Source organism: Halopseudomonas pachastrellae (genome assembly GCF_900114765.1).
GTDB classification, from domain to species: Bacteria; Pseudomonadota; Gammaproteobacteria; order Pseudomonadales; family Pseudomonadaceae; genus Halopseudomonas; species Halopseudomonas pachastrellae.
This window is the reverse complement of sequence record NZ_FOUD01000024.1, coordinates 1-15,304: the sequence shown is the minus strand read 5'-3', so window position 1 is coordinate 15,304 and position 15,304 is coordinate 1. Positions and strand designations below refer to the sequence as shown.

Sequence of the window (15,304 nt, the reverse complement as noted above, 5' to 3'; positions counted from 1 at the left end):
ATGGCCGACATCGGGCGTTTCAATAATCTGGAAATCACCAAGCACACCGGATTCGGGCTGTATCTGGACGGTGGTGAAGATGGCGAGATTCTGCTGCCCAACCGCTATGTACCCAAGGATCAGAGCACCGAGGTGGGCGACCGCCTGCGGGTGTTCGTCTACTTCGACAGCGAAGACCGCATCATTGCCACCACCACCCGCCCCCGCGCGCAGGTCGGTGACTTTGCCAACCTCAAGGTGGTTGCGCGCAACCGCGTTGGACTGTTCCTCGACTGGGGCTTGCCCAAGGATGTGCTGCTGCCCTTTGCCGAGCTGAAAAAGCCGCTGGAAGAAGGCCAGTACTGCGTCGCCTACCTGTATCTGGACAAGCACACCAGCCGGGTACTGGCGACCACGCGCCTGGATCGCTACCTGGACAAGACCCCGGCGCGCTATAAGGTCGGCGACGCGGTCAACCTGCTGCTGGTCGAGCGCACTGACCTGGGCTACAAGGCGATCATCAATGGCGAACATTGGGGCCTGATCCACCGCAACGAGGCCTTCCGTCCAATCAAGCTCGGCCGCAAGGAGCAGGGTTACATTCGCGAGATCCGCCCCGACGGCAAGATCAACCTGAGCCTGCAACCGGTCGGCACCCAGGCCGCTGACCTGCTGCAGCACCAGATACTCGACCGCCTGCAGGCCAGCGGTGGCCATCTGGCCCTGAGTGATCGCAGCAGCCCCGAGGCCATCAGCGATGCCTTCGGCGTCAGCAAGAGCAACTTCAAAAAGGCCATTGGCGGGCTGATGAAGAAAGGCCTGGTGCAAATCCATGCCGAGCATATCGAGCTGAGCGCAGACAACGCTGACTAGGGCCTGAAATAGCCTCACACAAACCGTCATCAATTGTTCGCGGCGCTGTCACCTGCCGTCTTTATTGTCCCTGTCTACCTCGCCGGCATCCGCCGGCGCCCTGCCGATGACAAGGATGATGTAATGACCAACTGGAAAGTGCTGTCCGCGCTGCTGCTGGGCAGCGCCCTGCTGAGCGCCTGTAACTCCGACAGCGACAATGACGACGACGACGCAACCACCCCCGAACAGGAGCTGGCGGCACGCCTGGCCGCCTTCCCGCAGGACGGGGTCGAATTGCCCTTCGCGGTGCTGCGTGATGACCTGATCGACGGCAAGACCATGGCCCCGTTCGAGGTGCGTAACGGTGGCTACGGCTCGGCCATGACCGCGCACCCGAGTAACCTCGGTGAGTTCTACGCCATGACCGACCGCGGCCCCAACGCCGACTTTGTGGGTGGCGCCTATGGCTCCGGCAAGTCATTCCCGGTCGCCGATTACACTCCGCGCATCGGCCACTTCCGTATCACCGCCAGCGGCGGTGTCGAGCAATTGGCAACCATCGAACTCAAGCGCCCGGACGGCACCCTGATCACCGGTCTGCCCAATACCTCCGCGCTGGGCGGCACCGGTGAAACGCCCTACAACCCCGATGGCACGCCGATTGTGGTTGACCCCACGCAGCCCTACGACGCCGCGACCAACCCGATTAAACTCGACGACTACGGCCTGGATGGCGAAGGTCTGGTGGCGCTGCGCGACGGCAGCTTCTGGGCCAGCGACGAATACGGCCCGCACATGGTTCACTTCGACGCCGAGGGCCGCGAGATTGACCGTATCAACCCGTTTACGGCAGATACGCGCACCCGCATCAACCTGCCGGCAGAGTACGCCTATCGTCGCGCCAACCGCGGTATGGAAGGCCTGGCCATCACCCCGGATGAGTCCACCCTGGTCGGCCTGATGCAGTCCACCATGGACCTGCCGGACCGCACAGTACGCTCGCTCACCATCACCCGTATTGTCACCGTCAACCTGCAAACCGACGAGATCGGCCAGTACCTCTACCGGCAGGAACTGCCAGCCAACTCCAACTCGGAGATGGTCGGCTTGAGCGCTACCGACTTTCTGGTTCTGGAGCGTGATGGCAGCTTCCTCTACGGTGGCCCGAACGGCGCAGCTGGTGTCACGCCCGACGCGCAGAAGCAGGTTTACCGTATTGACCTGTCCACCGGTACCAACCTGGAAACCGTGGCGCTGCTGCCCGGCATGGTGCAAGACCCGGATCTCGGCCTGACCATCAATGGCAAGACGCTGGAGCAAGTAGTACTGGAAGGTGGCTGGGAAGCCCTGGCTGCGGTCGGCATCTACCCGGTAGACAAGACACTGGCGTTGGACATGGTGGTTGAAGCCAACTACCCGCACGACAAGATGGAAGGCCTGTGGCGCATCGACGACAGCCACCTGGGCGTGCTGAACGACGATGACTTTGCCACCTGGTCCACCGGCGGCGTACTGGAGCAAAAGATGCTCGACGACACCACCATCGACGCAGGTCGCCTGTACATCCGAGAAGTAGACCTGTCGGTCGATTGATCAGTTGGACTGGCAAACAATACAGGCGCCTTTACGGCGCCTTCGGGTAGCCGGGCTTGCGCCCGGCTAGGACCAGGTTACATCAACTCTCCGGCCGGCCCTGATCGGGCTGGCTGTAGTCGCACACGCCCTGCGGGAAGATCGCATTGAGCTGGTCAACCTCACCGGCATCCGGCATCCAGGTGCCATAGGTACCGTCGCTCAGGGCGGTGGCCACCGGCTTCAGTGCGCACTTGAAGATACTGCCCTCGATCGGCGCGCCGGCTTCCATCCGCGAGGTGGTATAGGTCGGGAACTGCTGGGTACAGGTGCCCGCCGGCTGCTCGTTGATGATGCCATCCCACACCGCATCACCCTCGGCAATCAGACTGCCATCGGTATTGAAGCAGCTGTCCAGCGCGGTGGCCGGGCGGTTCTCTGCGATGCTCTGCTCCGGGTTTTCGCGGATGTTGGTCAGCCATTCATCCAGAACCTCCAGCGCCATCCAGGTCTGATTGAAGGTGCGTTGGGCCTCTGGCTCCTCCGGGTCGCTGGTATCGGTGGGACGGGCATCGGTGAACCAGATCACCTGATTGTCGGCGTTGCCCATCTTGTTGAGGATGCGTTGCCGTGCCGAGAACGACTGGTGGCTGTTGTGCATATCCAGCACCTCCTCCAGGTAATGCCGCCAGTCGATGACCGGAATGTTCAACTGCCCGTCAAACACGATCCCCTGCTCGTAGGCCGCATTCATGGCCAGCAGGTCGCCCTCGGTACGCGGCGCAGGCGCAATGCCGTCGGCGCTCAGGTTCATGTTGCGGCTGCTCCACGGGTCAAAGTTGGCTGCGGTATGCGGCGGCAGGAAGGGTGAGCCCTCCTGCACCATCTCACTCGGCTGCTTCCAGCCACCCACCAGGGTGTTCAAGCGCAGGAACTCGGCCGGTGTAATCTGCCCCCGACGCAGCGGCAGCAGGCCGTATTGCACGCCGACGTTGTCGAACAGGGTACGCGGCTCACCGTCTTCGTCTACGCCATAGACGTTGCGCAGATCATCAAAGTGCGTCCAATGCACATCAGCCATGATCTCCGGCGGCTGCATCTGATCCTGGTAAGGCGCCTGACCAAAGTTCGGGTTCATGGTCAGCGGCGTCAGCCCGCGCCAGCCCGGAATGCACTCGGTCATACCCGGCGCACTGGCGTAGCCGAGCGCCAGCTTGTTGTCGTACAGCGGATCAGGGTAGGCGTCGGTGGCATGCAGGCCCACCAGCAAGCTGCGATTCTCGGTCGTCTGCCAGCGCGTGTTGCTGCGGTCGGTGGCATCCATGTAGTACTCCAGCAGTTCGCAATCGCCGACATGAATGGTCTGCGTCACCATATCCGGGTAGGAATACTGCGGCACACCGGCGTCGATCAGGCCCGGATGGTTTTGCGAGTAGACGTACTGCTGAATCGCCCCGCCCGACCCGCCGATCGCAACCGTGTACTCGGGCACGCCGAAGCGTTTGACGAAGTGTTCCTTGGTCATCAGCGCGGTTTCGCCGCCCACCTGCAGGTTGTAGTGGGTGCTGGCACGGGTGCCCGTGGAGTAGATCACCGCATAACCGAGCCCCAGTACCTCGGGGGTCAGCGCATCGCCACTCGGACGCCCCTGGCTGTGCCCAATGCCCACGCCACCCTGGAAATGAAACAGCAGCCGGCCGTTCCACAGATCGGTGCTGGCGGCATCGTCGGCGTCGGTGCGGTCAGCCAACGTGGCAAAGCTGTAAATAAAGCGGTTGAGGGTGCCCACCTCTCGGCGCACCACAAAGTCCACTTCGCGGCCATCGGTCAGGGTGGTGGTCGCCATGTTCGCCGGGCGGCTGCGATCCGCCGGCAGATCGGCATAACTACCCTCGGTGGTCATGTAGAGAAGCTGCACCTGAGGCTCGATGGTGCAATCGCGGCTGTAGCCCACAACAGTTTCACCCTCGTATACCGGGAAGCCGCCTTCCTGGTTATCCACCAGCGGCTGGATGCCCAGCTCGGCGGCCACGGTGCAGACAAAGGGATATTGCTGCGGGCCGGAGAAGATCGGCCCCGTTTCGGGGTACGCAGTGAGCGTCATGTTGTACAGCTCACCAAAGCGGCTGTGGTGCAGTTCGAGGCGGTTTTCGCCAAGAGTCAGGCCCTCGATCAGCACTTCCAGCCGACCGTTACGTTCGACCAATCGGGTGGGTTCGATTTCGGTGTCGTAGAGCCACAGCTCAAGGTTATCCATTTCAGCATCAATAACGTCCAAATCACCCTCAATGGTGACCAGCACATCGTCGCCGGTAACCTGGTCCAGCGCGCTGGAGAGCACGCCCAGCGACAGGTCGGGGCGCACAGGGTCGTCGGAATCGGAGCTGCTACTGAGACACCCGGACAGGGCAAGAGTCAGCAGACTGAGTGAAAAGGCGGGTGCTAGCTTACGCAGGTGTGCCATGAATCATCCCTCTCTGGCAGTGGGCTTTTTGTTCTTCAGTGCAACGCCCCATGCTAGTGCGGCCCGCCTTCTCGAAAACAGGTACAGATTGGTGCATCTGACTGGTACAGACGCCCACCCCTACCTCAGCGCAGTAGCCAACTCGCCCAGACGCAGCAGCTTCTCCCGCACTAGCGGCGTCAGCGGACTACCAACATTGACGCGCAGAAAATCGAAATGCCGGGGGCCTACGGAAAACACACTGCCAGGAAAGATATGAATGCCGTCATTCAGGGCCTGCTGAAACAGGTCCCGGGAATCACGCCGCTCCGGCAGCCTGACCCACAGCACGCAACCGCCCTCGGGCGGCTGCACCCAGGTGCCGGGCGGAAATGACTGGCGCACCAGCGCCAGCGCATCCAGCGCCTGCTGCTGCAGTTGGCCGCGCAAGCGCAACAGATGCTGGGCATAGGCACCGCTCTCCAGAAAGCGCGCCATGACCAGCTGCGGCGCCGCCGCGGTGGTGATACTGCTGATCTGCTTGAGTTCGCGCAACCGATCATGAAACCGCCCACCTGCCACCCAGCCAAGGCGCAGGCCGGGCATCAATGTTTTTGAAAAAGAGGTGCAGTAGATAACCATGCCCTGCTGATCAAAGGCCTTGGCCGGCAGCGCATCACCGGCATAGGCAGTATCGCCCCAAATGTCATTCTCGATCAGCGGCACCTGATAGCGCACCGCCAGCTCAACCAGACGCTGCTTGCGCTCAGCCGACATGACATACCCGAGCGGATTCTGCCCGTTGCACGACACAATGCAGGCCTTGACCTGCCCTCGCCGAAACGCCTGCTCCAGGGTATACAGGCAGATACCGTCACGATGATGGGTGGATACCTCCAGCACTCGCCGGTTCAACACCCCCAGCGCCAGCAAGGTGCCGTAGTAGGTTGGCGACTCCACAGCCACCACATCGCCGGGCCGGCTGACCGCGCGCAGCGCCAGCTCCATGGCTTCCATGCAGCCATTGGTGACCAGAATGTCCTGCTCCTGAATGGCTGAGGGGTAGCCGATACTGCGCTGGGACAGCTGCTTCGTCAGTCTCGGCAGGCCGTTCGGATGGCTGTAGTCCCAGAGCACCTGGGGCTGCCGGCGACTGCTGTCGCGCCACAACCGCATCAGGCGGTCAACGGGCATCAGGCTGGCATCGGGTAAGGCGATCCCCAGATGCAGCGTCTGCTCCAGGGTATGCGGCTCCATGTAGCGCAGAATGTCTTCGCTGAGCGAGACCTCGACAGGCAGCAGCGGGAAATGGCTGACAACGCCAGTGCTCTCATTTGCCGGCAAACACTCGCGCACATAGGCCCCGGAGCGCTCGCGCACCTCTATATAACCGTCCAGTTCGAGCTTGCGCAGCGACTGAACCGTGGTGTTGATACTAACCCCAAAGGCTTTGCTCAATGCCCGCACCGAGGGCAGGCGCTCGCCCGGGGCAAAGCCGCCACGGCGAATGCGCACCGCCAGCTGTTCGCACAGGGTTTCATACAGAAATAGGTCTTGAGCCATTGCATTCCTTGCCCCGCAGCACACCGCTGCGGCCATCATTGTTCTTGTAGGTATCGAGCGAGTGTAGCTGGCCGTCTCCAACGCGCCAACTTGGTGCATGATTCACACTGTTTATGCTTTACCTCAAGTTAACCTGAAGTTTTAGAGTGCGCAGGTCTTGCGCCCTGCCCCAGTACGAGGACTCTCGGTCATGCCCGATCAACGCTCCGCGCCACAACTGCAGGCGATCAACCCGCCCGGCCTGTATGGCCCTGCGCCCAACTGCTATTCCAACCTGATGATCACACCGGCCAACGCGCGCTGCTGTTCGTTGCCGGAGAGGGCGGCGAAGACACAAACGGCGTATTGCCCGCCGAGTTTGCCGACCAGCTGACCCGGTGCATGAAAAACCTTGAGTACGCGCTGACCGTCGGTGGAGCGCGCTTTGATCAGGTCGCCAAACTGACCATGCTTGTGGTGGATCACATTGAGGCGCGGCTGGCGTTAATCAGCGCCGCCCTGGCCAAGGCAGCGGGTAACAACCCTGCGCCAGCCTGCACGCTGATTCCGGTACCGCGACTGGCGCCGGAGGGCATGCTGATCGAGATCGACGCTGCCGCTTGCTTGCCCGCCAGCGAGGAGCACGCGGCGTGAAACCAAACCCCCAGAACTATCTCTCCACCGCCACGCTACTGATGATGGCGACGGCGACCGGGCTGTGCGCCGGTGCCAACTACTTCAATCAACCACTGCTGTCATCGATGGCCAGCGCGCTGAATATCAGCGAGGGCCTGGCCGCCGCGACGGTTACCCTCTCACAAGTGGCGTACGCGTTCGGTCTGCTGCTTCTGGTACCGCTCGGTGACAAGCTGGAGCAGCGCGCACTGGCCGTTGGCCTGATTCTGCTAGCCGCGGCCGGGCTGGCAATCAGCGGCTGGGGCGGCAGGTTTACGGCCTTGATTGTCGGCACGCTGATCACCGGCGTGTTCTCGGTTGCCGCACAAACGCTGGTACCGATGGCTGCTAACCTGTCTGACCCACTGCGCAGCGGGCGTGCCGTCGGCTTGGTGATGAGCGGCCTGCTGGCCGGGATTCTGCTCGCGCGAACGGCTGCCGGGCTACTGTCGGAGATCGGCGGTTGGGAGACGGTGTACCAGGTCAGCGCGGTGTTGATGGTGCTGCTGGCCGGCGCCTTGTTGCGGGTGCTGCCGCAGGCGCGCAACCCGGCGCCGCAGAGCTATGGCGCAACGCTGCGCTCGTTATTCAGGCCGGCCGCATAGCACCCACGGCTGCGCAGCCGCGCCTTGCTTGGCGGCCTGGTATTCGGCTCGGTCAGCGCGCTGTTTTCGCGCCATGGCGCTGCTGCTGTCGGCACCACCCTTTGGCTTGCGTGACAGCCAAATCGGCCTGATCGGGTTGATCGGCGTGGCGGGCGTTATCACTGCCAGTCTGGCTGGCCGGTTGTCTGATCGCGGGCTGGGGCAACCGGTGTCGCTGATCGCCATCGCTATCCTGCTGCTTGGCTGGATGGGGTTGCATCTCGGCAGCGGCAGCTTACTCACCTTTCTGCTCGCGCTGCTGGTACTGGATGTTGCCCTGCCCGCTGTCCACATCAGCAACCAGAGCGTGATCTATCAGCTTGCGCCGCAGGCCCGCGCACGGGTCAACGCCGTCTACATGACCTGCTACTTCACCGGCGCTTCAAGCGACTCGGGGCTAGGTGTCAGCGACTGGAGCCACGCTGGCTGGGCCGGCACCTGCGCGGTCGGCGTGGGGTTCGGGCTGGCTGCACTGGCGGTGCTGGCATGGGACCAGAGCCTCAGGCGCGCAGGCTCAGCGCAGCAGGCTGCACAGCAATGCCAGCCCCAACCCCAGTGAGGTGAGCTGCCAAAACAGCACCGGGTTGCGCTCCAGCAATGGCGCGCGGCCCACCGCCAGCGACGCAGCGCTGGGCTGACGCAGTTCGAAGACGAATTCAGACAGATCTTCATAGCGCTTGTACGGGTCCAGACTCAGCGCGCGGCGCAAGACCGGGTCCAGCCACGCGGGCAGGCTGCGCTGCGGGTCAAGCACCGATCGATAACGCAGCCGATGCTGCGCCGCCCGGCTCTGGGCTCGGGCCAAGTCAGCGCCGTAGGGCAGCTCGCCACTGAGCAGCTGGTAGGTGATCACCGCGAGCGCAAACTGATCGGAGCGCACGGTGCCCTGCTCGCCGACAAAACACTCCGGCGCGCTGTACTGAGCAGTGCCAAGGCGCTCGCTCGGGTGCTGCACACCTGCCTCAAGCAAGCCAGCCACCTGCACCGCGCCAAAGTCGATCAGCCGCACGCAGCCATCGGCATCGAGCATGATGTTGGCCGGGCGCAGGTCCTGATGCAGCATTTCCAACCGGTGGAAGGCGCGCAGGCCGCGGGCAATCTGTTCGACGATGTCGCGCACCCGCTCCAGCGAGGGTTGCGGGTTATCGCGCATCCATTGGGCCAGGGTCTGGCCTTCGATGTACTCACACAGGCAGTAGAGATAGCTGCGCGGCCGCCCCGCCGCCGCGGCCTTCATCACGTGCGGGTTATCAATGCGGCGTGCGACCCACTCTTCGGTCAGCAGTCGCTCCAGCTGCACCCGGTGCTGCTGTTGCTCAATCGAGGGAGCCTTGAGCACCATCTGCGCACCGCTCGCCTGATCCTGCACCAGGTAGACGTGGCTGCGAGCGCTAGCATGCAGCTGACGGATCACCCGCAGGCCATCAATAACCTTGCCCGGCTCCAGCACTGGCGGCAGCGGCAGATCGGCAAACTGGCGGTGCAACTCGGCCGCCTGCCCGCTGGGCAGGCTGTCGATGCGCAGCAGTTGTACGGTGAGGTTGTCGTCACTGCCGTTGGCCAGCGCCTCGGCAACCAAGGCTTCGGCAGCCTGCTGCAGGTCGCCGCCGCTGGCGCCAATCAGCTCAGCTACCCGCGCCGGGTCGATGAACTCATAGACCCCGTCGGTCGCCAGCAGAAACACCTCACCCGGTTCCAGCGCCAGTGACTGATAGTCGATATCCAGCCGCTCGTTAACGCCGAGGGCCCGAGTCAGTTGGCTCTGCTCACCAAGCCAGGCGCGGTGATCAACAGTGAGTTGTTCAAGCGAGCGCTGGTGTACCCGATAGATGCGCGCGTCGCCAACGTGAAAGAGATGCGCCGTGGTGGATTTGACCACCAGCGCGCTGAAGGTACAGACGTAGCCACGGTCACGGTCGTAGCGATACTGGCTGCGCCTGCTTTGCGCATACAGCCAGGAGTTGAGCGCGCTGATCACGCGCTCCCCCGCCTGTTTGACCGACCAAGGATCGGCCGTGCAGTAGTAATCCTGCACAAAGCCGTTCACCGCCGCCTGCGCGGCCTCGTGACTGACCACACTGGAGCTGATGCCATCGGCCAGCGCCAGCACCGCGCCTTTGACTGCCAGTTGCGGCCCGTCAGGAATCCGCGCCGCGCAGCGATCCTGATTCAAAACCTTGCGGCCGGCACTGGAGCACTGCCCCAGCGTCAGCTGCAAGGTCGCCACCTGCGGCGCCGGATCAGAGCGCGCGGCTAGGTGCAGTGCGGACATGGGTGGTGTACAGCGTCAGACCGGTGAATGCCAAACCGCCAACCAGGTTACCCAGCGCCGTGGGGATTTCGTTCCAGATCATGTAATCCATGACGGAGAAGTCACCGCCCATGATCATGCCGAAGGGGAACAGAAACATGTTGACGACGGAGTGCTCAAAGCCCATGTAAAAGAACAGCATGATGGGCATCCACATGGCGATGGCCTTACCGCCAACCGTGGTGGAGATCATCGCGCCAACCACCCCCATCGATACCATCCAGTTGCACAGCATGCCGCGCAGGAAGATAGTCAACCAGCCGGCCAGGCCGTACTCGGCGTAGCCCAGGGTGCGGCTCTCACCGATGTGGGAGATCTTCTCGCCCACCTCACCTGCCGCAGCAGAAAATCCGTAGGTAAAGACAAAGGCCATCATCACCGCCACCGTCAGGGCGCCAGCAAAGTTACCGACAAATACCAGCCCCCAGTTGCGCAGCACGCCTTGTACGGTCACTCCCGGACGGCGATCCAGTAGCGCCAGCGGGCAGAGCACAAAGACCCCGGTAAGCAGGTCAAACCCCATCAGATACAGCATGATGAAGCCGACCGGAAAGAAGGCCGCACCGACCAGCGGCGAGCCCGTCTGCACTGTGATGGTGATGGCAAATACCGCCGCCAGCGCCAGAATCGCCCCGGCCATGTAGGCGCGGATCAGGGTGTCGCGGGTAGACATGAAGATTTTCGACTCACCGGAGTCGACCATCTTGGTCACAAACTCATTCGGGATCAGGTAAGACATGATTCAACTCTCCAGTTAGTGAAACGCAGTGTGGTTGGCGGTTTCAGCCCGCCAATCCGATCTCGACCTGATCGCCCTGCAGGCGGACGGGCCACACCTGCAGCTGCTGATCGGGGTATTCGACGCACTGGCCGTCGCTCAGACGGAAGTGCTGCTTGTACAACGGCGAAGCAATCACCAGCTCGCCCTTGAGCTGGCCGACAATGCCGCGACCAATCACGTTGGCACCGGACTTGGGGTCGCGATTGGCGATGGCGAACAGCTGATCCTCGCTCGGCAGGTGAAACAGGGCGACCTGCTCACCGTCGAGCCAGGCCACCACACCGGAGTTGGCAACCAGATCGTCACGGGCGCAGAGCGCACGCCATTGGGTAGCGGTTTGCGAAGATGTGCTGAAAGTAGTCATTGTGCGGCCTCCTCGGCGACGGGAATCAGGTGCAGTTCGGACGCCTTGACCGGACGACGCTGGCCGCGCTCCCTGACGAAGTGAATATCCGGGTCCTTACGCTCGTCGTTGACGAAGGTGCGGAAACGCTTGAGTTTTTCCGGGTCGCTGATGGCGTTGGCCCACTCGCACTCGTAGCGGTCGATCACCAGTTGCATCTGGCTTTCCAGCTCGGCGCCGAGGCCCAGGCTGTCGTTGATGATCACGTCCTGCAGGTACTCCAGCCCGCCTTCCAGACTTTCGCGCCAGACCGAGGTGCGCTGCAGGCGATCGGCGGTGCGCACGTAGAACATCAGGAAGCGGTCGATGTATTTGATCAGCGTCGCGTCATCAAGGTCGGTAGCGAACAGCTCGGCGTGGCGCGGGCGCATGCCGCCGTTGCCGGCCACATACAGGTTCCAGCCCTTGTCGGTCGCGATCACGCCCACGTCCTTGCTCTGCGCCTCGGCACATTCGCGGGTGCAACCGGAGACGGCAAACTTGATCTTGTGCGGTGAACGCAGGCCCTTGTAGCGATCTTCCAGGGTCAGCGCCATGCCCACGCTGTCCTGCACGCCGTAGCGGCACCAGGTGCTGCCAACGCAGGACTTCACGGTCCGCAGCGACTTGCCGTAGGCGTGGCCCGTCTCGAAGCCTGCTTCAATCAACTCAGCCCAGATATCCGGCAGCTCGTGCAGTTCTGCGCCGAACAAGTCGATCCGCTGGCCGCCGGTGATCTTGGTGTACAAGTCGTATTTCTTGGCCACCTGACCGAGCACGATCAGCTTGTCCGGGGTGATTTCACCGCCGGCGATACGCGGCACAATCGAGTAGGTGCCGTTCTTCTGCATGTTCGCCATGAAGGTGTCATTGGTGTCCTGCAGCGGAATCAGGCCCGGATCGGTGATCGGCTGGTTCCAGCAGGAGGCGAGAATCGAGCCGACTGCCGGCTTGCAGATGTCGCAGCCATGCTGACCACGGCCGTGCTTGCTCAGCAGCGCCTCAAAGCTCTCGATGCCCTCGACGCGGACAATGCCGTACAGCTCCTGACGGGTGTGCGCAAAGTGCTCGCACAGGCTCTTGTCGACTTCAACGCCGCGGGCCGACAGCTCGTGCTCGAACACCTGCTTGAGCAGCGCAGCACAACCACCGCAACCGGTCGCCGCCTTGGTATTGGCCTTGAGTTCGCCCAGATCAGTGCAACCGGCATCGACCTGACAGCAGACCGCGCCCTTGCTGACGTTGTGGCAGGAGCAGATGGTCGCGGTATCCGGCAACGCATCAGCGCCCAGCGTCGGCGCGCCCTCGCCCACCGGCAAAATCAGACTGGCCGGATCGGCCGGCAGCTTGATACCGTTCAGCGCATATTGCAGCAGGGTGTCGTAATAGCTGTTGTCGCCGACCAGTACCGCGCCAATCACCCGCTTGCCATCGGCAGATACGACCAGACGGCGGTAGCTGTGGTTGATGTCATCGATATAGCGGTAGCTGCGCGCGCCTTCGGTGGCACCGTGGGCGTCGCCAATGGAGCCCACGTCAACGCCCAGCAGCTTGAGTTTGGTCGACATGTCGGCACCGGAGAACGCCTCGTGCGGGCGGCCGACCAGCAGCGCGGCCAGGTTGCGCGCCATGCTGTAACCCGGTGCGACCAGACCGAACACCCGGCCCTGCCAGGAGGCACATTCGCCAATCGCGAAGATCGCCGGATCATTGGTACAGAAGCCGTCGTCGATCACCACCCCGCCGCGCTCGGCAACGGTCAGACCTGCGGCCCGCGCCAGCGTATCCTGCGGGCGGATACCGGCAGAGAACACGATCAGGTCGGTTTCCAGCGATTCGCCGTCGGCGAAGTTCATGCGGTAGGCATAGTCCTCTCCGGCGACGATGTCGCTGGTCGCCCGTGACAGGTGCACGCCAACACCCAGCGCTTCAATCCGCGCCTTCAGCGCCGCGCCGCCGTCTTCATCCAGCTGCACCGGCATCAATCGCGGCGCAAACTCGACCACGTGCGCTTCCAGCCCCAGTGACTTGAGTGCGTTAGCCGCTTCCAGCCCGAGCAGGCCGCCGCCAACCACCACACCGCGGCGTGCACCAGCCGCTGCCGCGCGAATCGCATCCAGATCATCCAGCGTGCGGTACACCAGTCGCGAGTTGCCATCGGCACCCGGAATCGGCGGCACAAACGGGTAAGAGCCGGTCGCCAGGATCAGCTTGTCATAGGCAATACGGCCGTTGGCGGTGACCACCTCTTGCTGCTCGCGGTCAATCTCCAGCACCGCCTCGTGCAGATGCGCATGCACGCCGTGCTCGCTGTAATAGTCCGCAGCGCAGAGCGCCAGCGACTCGGCATCGCGCCCGCCGAAGTACTCCGACAGGTGAACGCGGTCGTAGGCCCGCTGGCGCTCTTCGCCGAACACGTGCACCTGATAATGGGCAAGCGCACCCTGCTCGACGAGCTGCTCGATGCAATGGTGACCCACCATGCCATTGCCGATGATGATCAGCGTTTCTTTCTTGATCGGGGCGACGAACGCATTCATGGCCAGTCCTCTGTCACGGGTCTGCTTTTTCGCAGACAACAAAAAAGGCACCTGCAACTGTCTCCAGTTGCAGGCGCCTTTGCCTTGGATTCTCGAATTGTGTTGCTCGACTCTGCCGCCTTGCGTTGCATGTCCGAGCAGTCGGCCACGCTGTCTGAGCTGGCCGTTGACTCACTTCAGCAAAACCGGTGCCACCTTTTCAAAAAAAGCCGAACAAACAACACAACCAATTGATATTAAAAACCTTTTTACCTAACAGCCCAGCCAGATAGCGACTTCACCAGCCCCGCCAAATCGACCCAGCTCAGTGCAAAAAGCCGCATATGCGTCCGCAATGGTGCACAGAACCAGCGCGCCTGATCGCCCGTATGGGTGCTTGATCAGGGGGCAGTGCTGCCTAAGATGCGCGATGCATAACGCACAAATGTCTCCAATTGTTTCACTATTGAATTCAGCCTTATTGGAGACCCATAAGCACAACAACAAGAAGGGACTTCCATGCACATCATGTTCAAACGCGGCCTTGCGGCCCTGACCCTCAGCACCCTGTTCAGCCTGCCAGCGCTGGCAACCAACCCGATCAGCTCCCCCGACACCATGATCCTCGGCGACTCGATCTTCGCCCTGTCCGGCGATATCCACGAAAACCTGGAAGCGGACCTGGATGAAAACATCGACACCTACGCCCGCTCGGGCTGCCAGCTGACCGGCGGCAACATTCTCTGTTCACGCCTCTACTCGGTCGAAAACCAGTACGCCCGCGCCGACAAGAGCGGCATCCGCACGGTGATCTTCAACGGCGGCGGCAACGACATTCAGCTCAACAGCTGCCGTCCGTCGCTGAGCGCCTGCATGCCACTGCTCAACGACCTGGAAAACCGCATCGCCGCGCTGGTGCAGAAGATGCGCAACGACGGCATCGAAGAGATCATCTTCCTCGGCTACTACAACGCCGTTGGCAGCGCCATCGATCTGCACGACATCAACAACTACAGCATGAACTACAAGGCCGTGGCCTATCCGGGCATGGGTGTGAAGTTTGTTGATGTGCGCGCTGCATTTGCCGGCAAGGAGGCTCAGTACATCATCAGCGACGGTATCCACCCGACCGCCGCCGGCTCCCGTGTACTGGCTGACAAGATCCTGCAAGCGCTGGATTGATGTTTCGGGAGGGCCGGTCACCGGACACGACATGTCGTGGCCCTAGGTCCCGGGCTCTCCTCTCAAACTCAGGGACACGGCTTGCCGTGTCCCAGACTGCTGACGAACCCCGCGTTTTCGCGGGGTTTCGTTTTTCTGGGGTGTTTGTAATGATTTTGCAGGTGTCGGGTAATTTAGCCTGCTAACCGCTAAAAACCGTCCGAGCAGCTCCATTTCCAGCCTCGCAGGCAAGTGCCGCGCCTTATCCCGGATTGCAGGCGTAAAAGCATCGCCAGCAGGCGGGCAATCTTCTTCATGTTTTGGCAGGCGGCTGCCAGCAGGCACTGTTTCATTACCTTGCGCAGTCCACGGAATCGGGCATAACGGTGCCCGTGCAGCTCCTTGGCGTCCGCAAAGCTGCGCTCGACGGTTTCCTTGCG

At 62.3% G+C, this 15,304-nt stretch carries 14 protein-coding genes; 7 read left to right on the top strand and 7 right to left on the bottom strand.

Annotated elements, in window-relative coordinates; translation table 11 throughout:
- Together BM116_RS16830 and BM116_RS16825 are read left to right on the top strand one after the other, a co-directional pair.
- Positions 1–852 (top strand): CvfB family protein, encoded by an 852-nt coding sequence (locus BM116_RS16830; protein ID WP_083728828.1) that lies wholly within the window; start codon positions 1–3, stop codon positions 850–852.
- Positions 853–975: 123 nt separating this feature from the next.
- Complete coding sequence (locus tag BM116_RS16825) at positions 976–2,427, top strand: esterase-like activity of phytase family protein (protein WP_083728826.1); 1,452 nt, start codon at positions 976–978, stop codon at positions 2,425–2,427.
- Positions 2,428–2,509: 82 nt separating this feature from the next.
- Here the strand turns inward: BM116_RS16825 and BM116_RS16820 are convergent, their stop codons facing one another.
- Both BM116_RS16820 and BM116_RS16815 read right to left on the bottom strand, forming a co-directional pair.
- A complete protein-coding gene (locus tag BM116_RS16820) occupies positions 2,510–4,870 on the bottom strand; it encodes a DUF6351 family protein (RefSeq protein WP_083728824.1) in 2,361 nt (786 codons plus the stop codon).
- A gap of 120 nt (positions 4,871–4,990) precedes the next feature.
- A complete protein-coding gene (locus BM116_RS16815) occupies positions 4,991–6,412 on the bottom strand; it encodes an aminotransferase-like domain-containing protein (protein ID WP_083728822.1) in 1,422 nt (473 codons plus the stop codon).
- Positions 6,413–6,602: 190 nt separating this feature from the next.
- On the opposite strand from BM116_RS16815, the gene BM116_RS19350 reads away from it, so the two are divergent.
- The 4 genes from BM116_RS19350 to BM116_RS19000 all read left to right on the top strand — a co-directional run bounded on the left by BM116_RS19350 (position 6,603) and on the right by BM116_RS19000 (position 8,269).
- Positions 6,603–6,785, top strand: a complete 183-nt coding sequence (locus BM116_RS19350) for a hypothetical protein (protein WP_407920322.1) — start codon at positions 6,603–6,605, stop codon at positions 6,783–6,785.
- Positions 6,758–7,045, top strand: a complete 288-nt coding sequence (locus BM116_RS16810) for a RidA family protein (protein WP_407920321.1) — start codon at positions 6,758–6,760, stop codon at positions 7,043–7,045. The genes BM116_RS19350 and BM116_RS16810 overlap by 28 nt, the downstream gene beginning before the upstream one ends.
- Positions 7,042–7,671 (top strand): MFS transporter, encoded by a 630-nt coding sequence (locus BM116_RS19005; RefSeq protein ID WP_211276315.1) that lies wholly within the window; start codon positions 7,042–7,044, stop codon positions 7,669–7,671. Before BM116_RS16810 ends, BM116_RS19005 begins: the two co-directional genes overlap by 4 nt.
- Positions 7,672–7,744: 73 nt before the next feature.
- Entirely contained in the window at positions 7,745–8,269 is a 525-nt protein-coding gene (locus BM116_RS19000; RefSeq protein ID WP_211276314.1) for an MFS transporter, read from the top strand.
- Here the strand turns inward: BM116_RS19000 and BM116_RS16800 are convergent.
- From BM116_RS16800 to nirB, 4 genes are read right to left on the bottom strand one after another with little or no spacing between them, the layout of a single operon-like run.
- The gene (locus BM116_RS16800) at positions 8,225–9,982 is read right to left on the bottom strand and encodes a bifunctional protein-serine/threonine kinase/phosphatase (protein WP_083728820.1); all 1,758 of its coding nucleotides are present in this window, start codon (positions 9,980–9,982) and stop codon (positions 8,225–8,227) included. The genes BM116_RS19000 and BM116_RS16800 overlap by 45 nt on opposite strands.
- Positions 9,951–10,760, bottom strand: a complete 810-nt coding sequence (locus BM116_RS16795; protein WP_083728818.1) for a formate/nitrite transporter family protein — start codon at positions 10,758–10,760, stop codon at positions 9,951–9,953. The genes BM116_RS16800 and BM116_RS16795 overlap by 32 nt, the downstream gene beginning before the upstream one ends.
- Before the next feature lie 43 nt (positions 10,761–10,803).
- Positions 10,804–11,166 (bottom strand): nitrite reductase small subunit NirD, encoded by a 363-nt coding sequence (gene nirD / locus BM116_RS16790; RefSeq protein WP_083728816.1) that lies wholly within the window; start codon positions 11,164–11,166, stop codon positions 10,804–10,806.
- Positions 11,163–13,724 (bottom strand): nitrite reductase large subunit NirB, encoded by a 2,562-nt coding sequence (gene nirB, locus BM116_RS16785; protein ID WP_083728814.1) that lies wholly within the window; start codon positions 13,722–13,724, stop codon positions 11,163–11,165. Before nirB ends, nirD begins: the two co-directional genes overlap by 4 nt.
- Positions 13,725–14,222: 498 nt before the next feature.
- Here nirB and BM116_RS16780 point away from each other — a divergent pair, with 498 nt between their 5' ends.
- The gene (locus tag BM116_RS16780) at positions 14,223–14,885 is read left to right on the top strand and encodes an SGNH/GDSL hydrolase family protein (RefSeq protein WP_083728812.1); all 663 of its coding nucleotides are present in this window, start codon (positions 14,223–14,225) and stop codon (positions 14,883–14,885) included.
- 188 nt (positions 14,886–15,073) lie between these two features.
- Here BM116_RS16780 and BM116_RS18725 read toward each other — a convergent pair.
- The coding region (locus BM116_RS18725) for a transposase (protein WP_175494052.1) at positions 15,074–15,304 on the bottom strand (231 nt) is incomplete at its 5' end.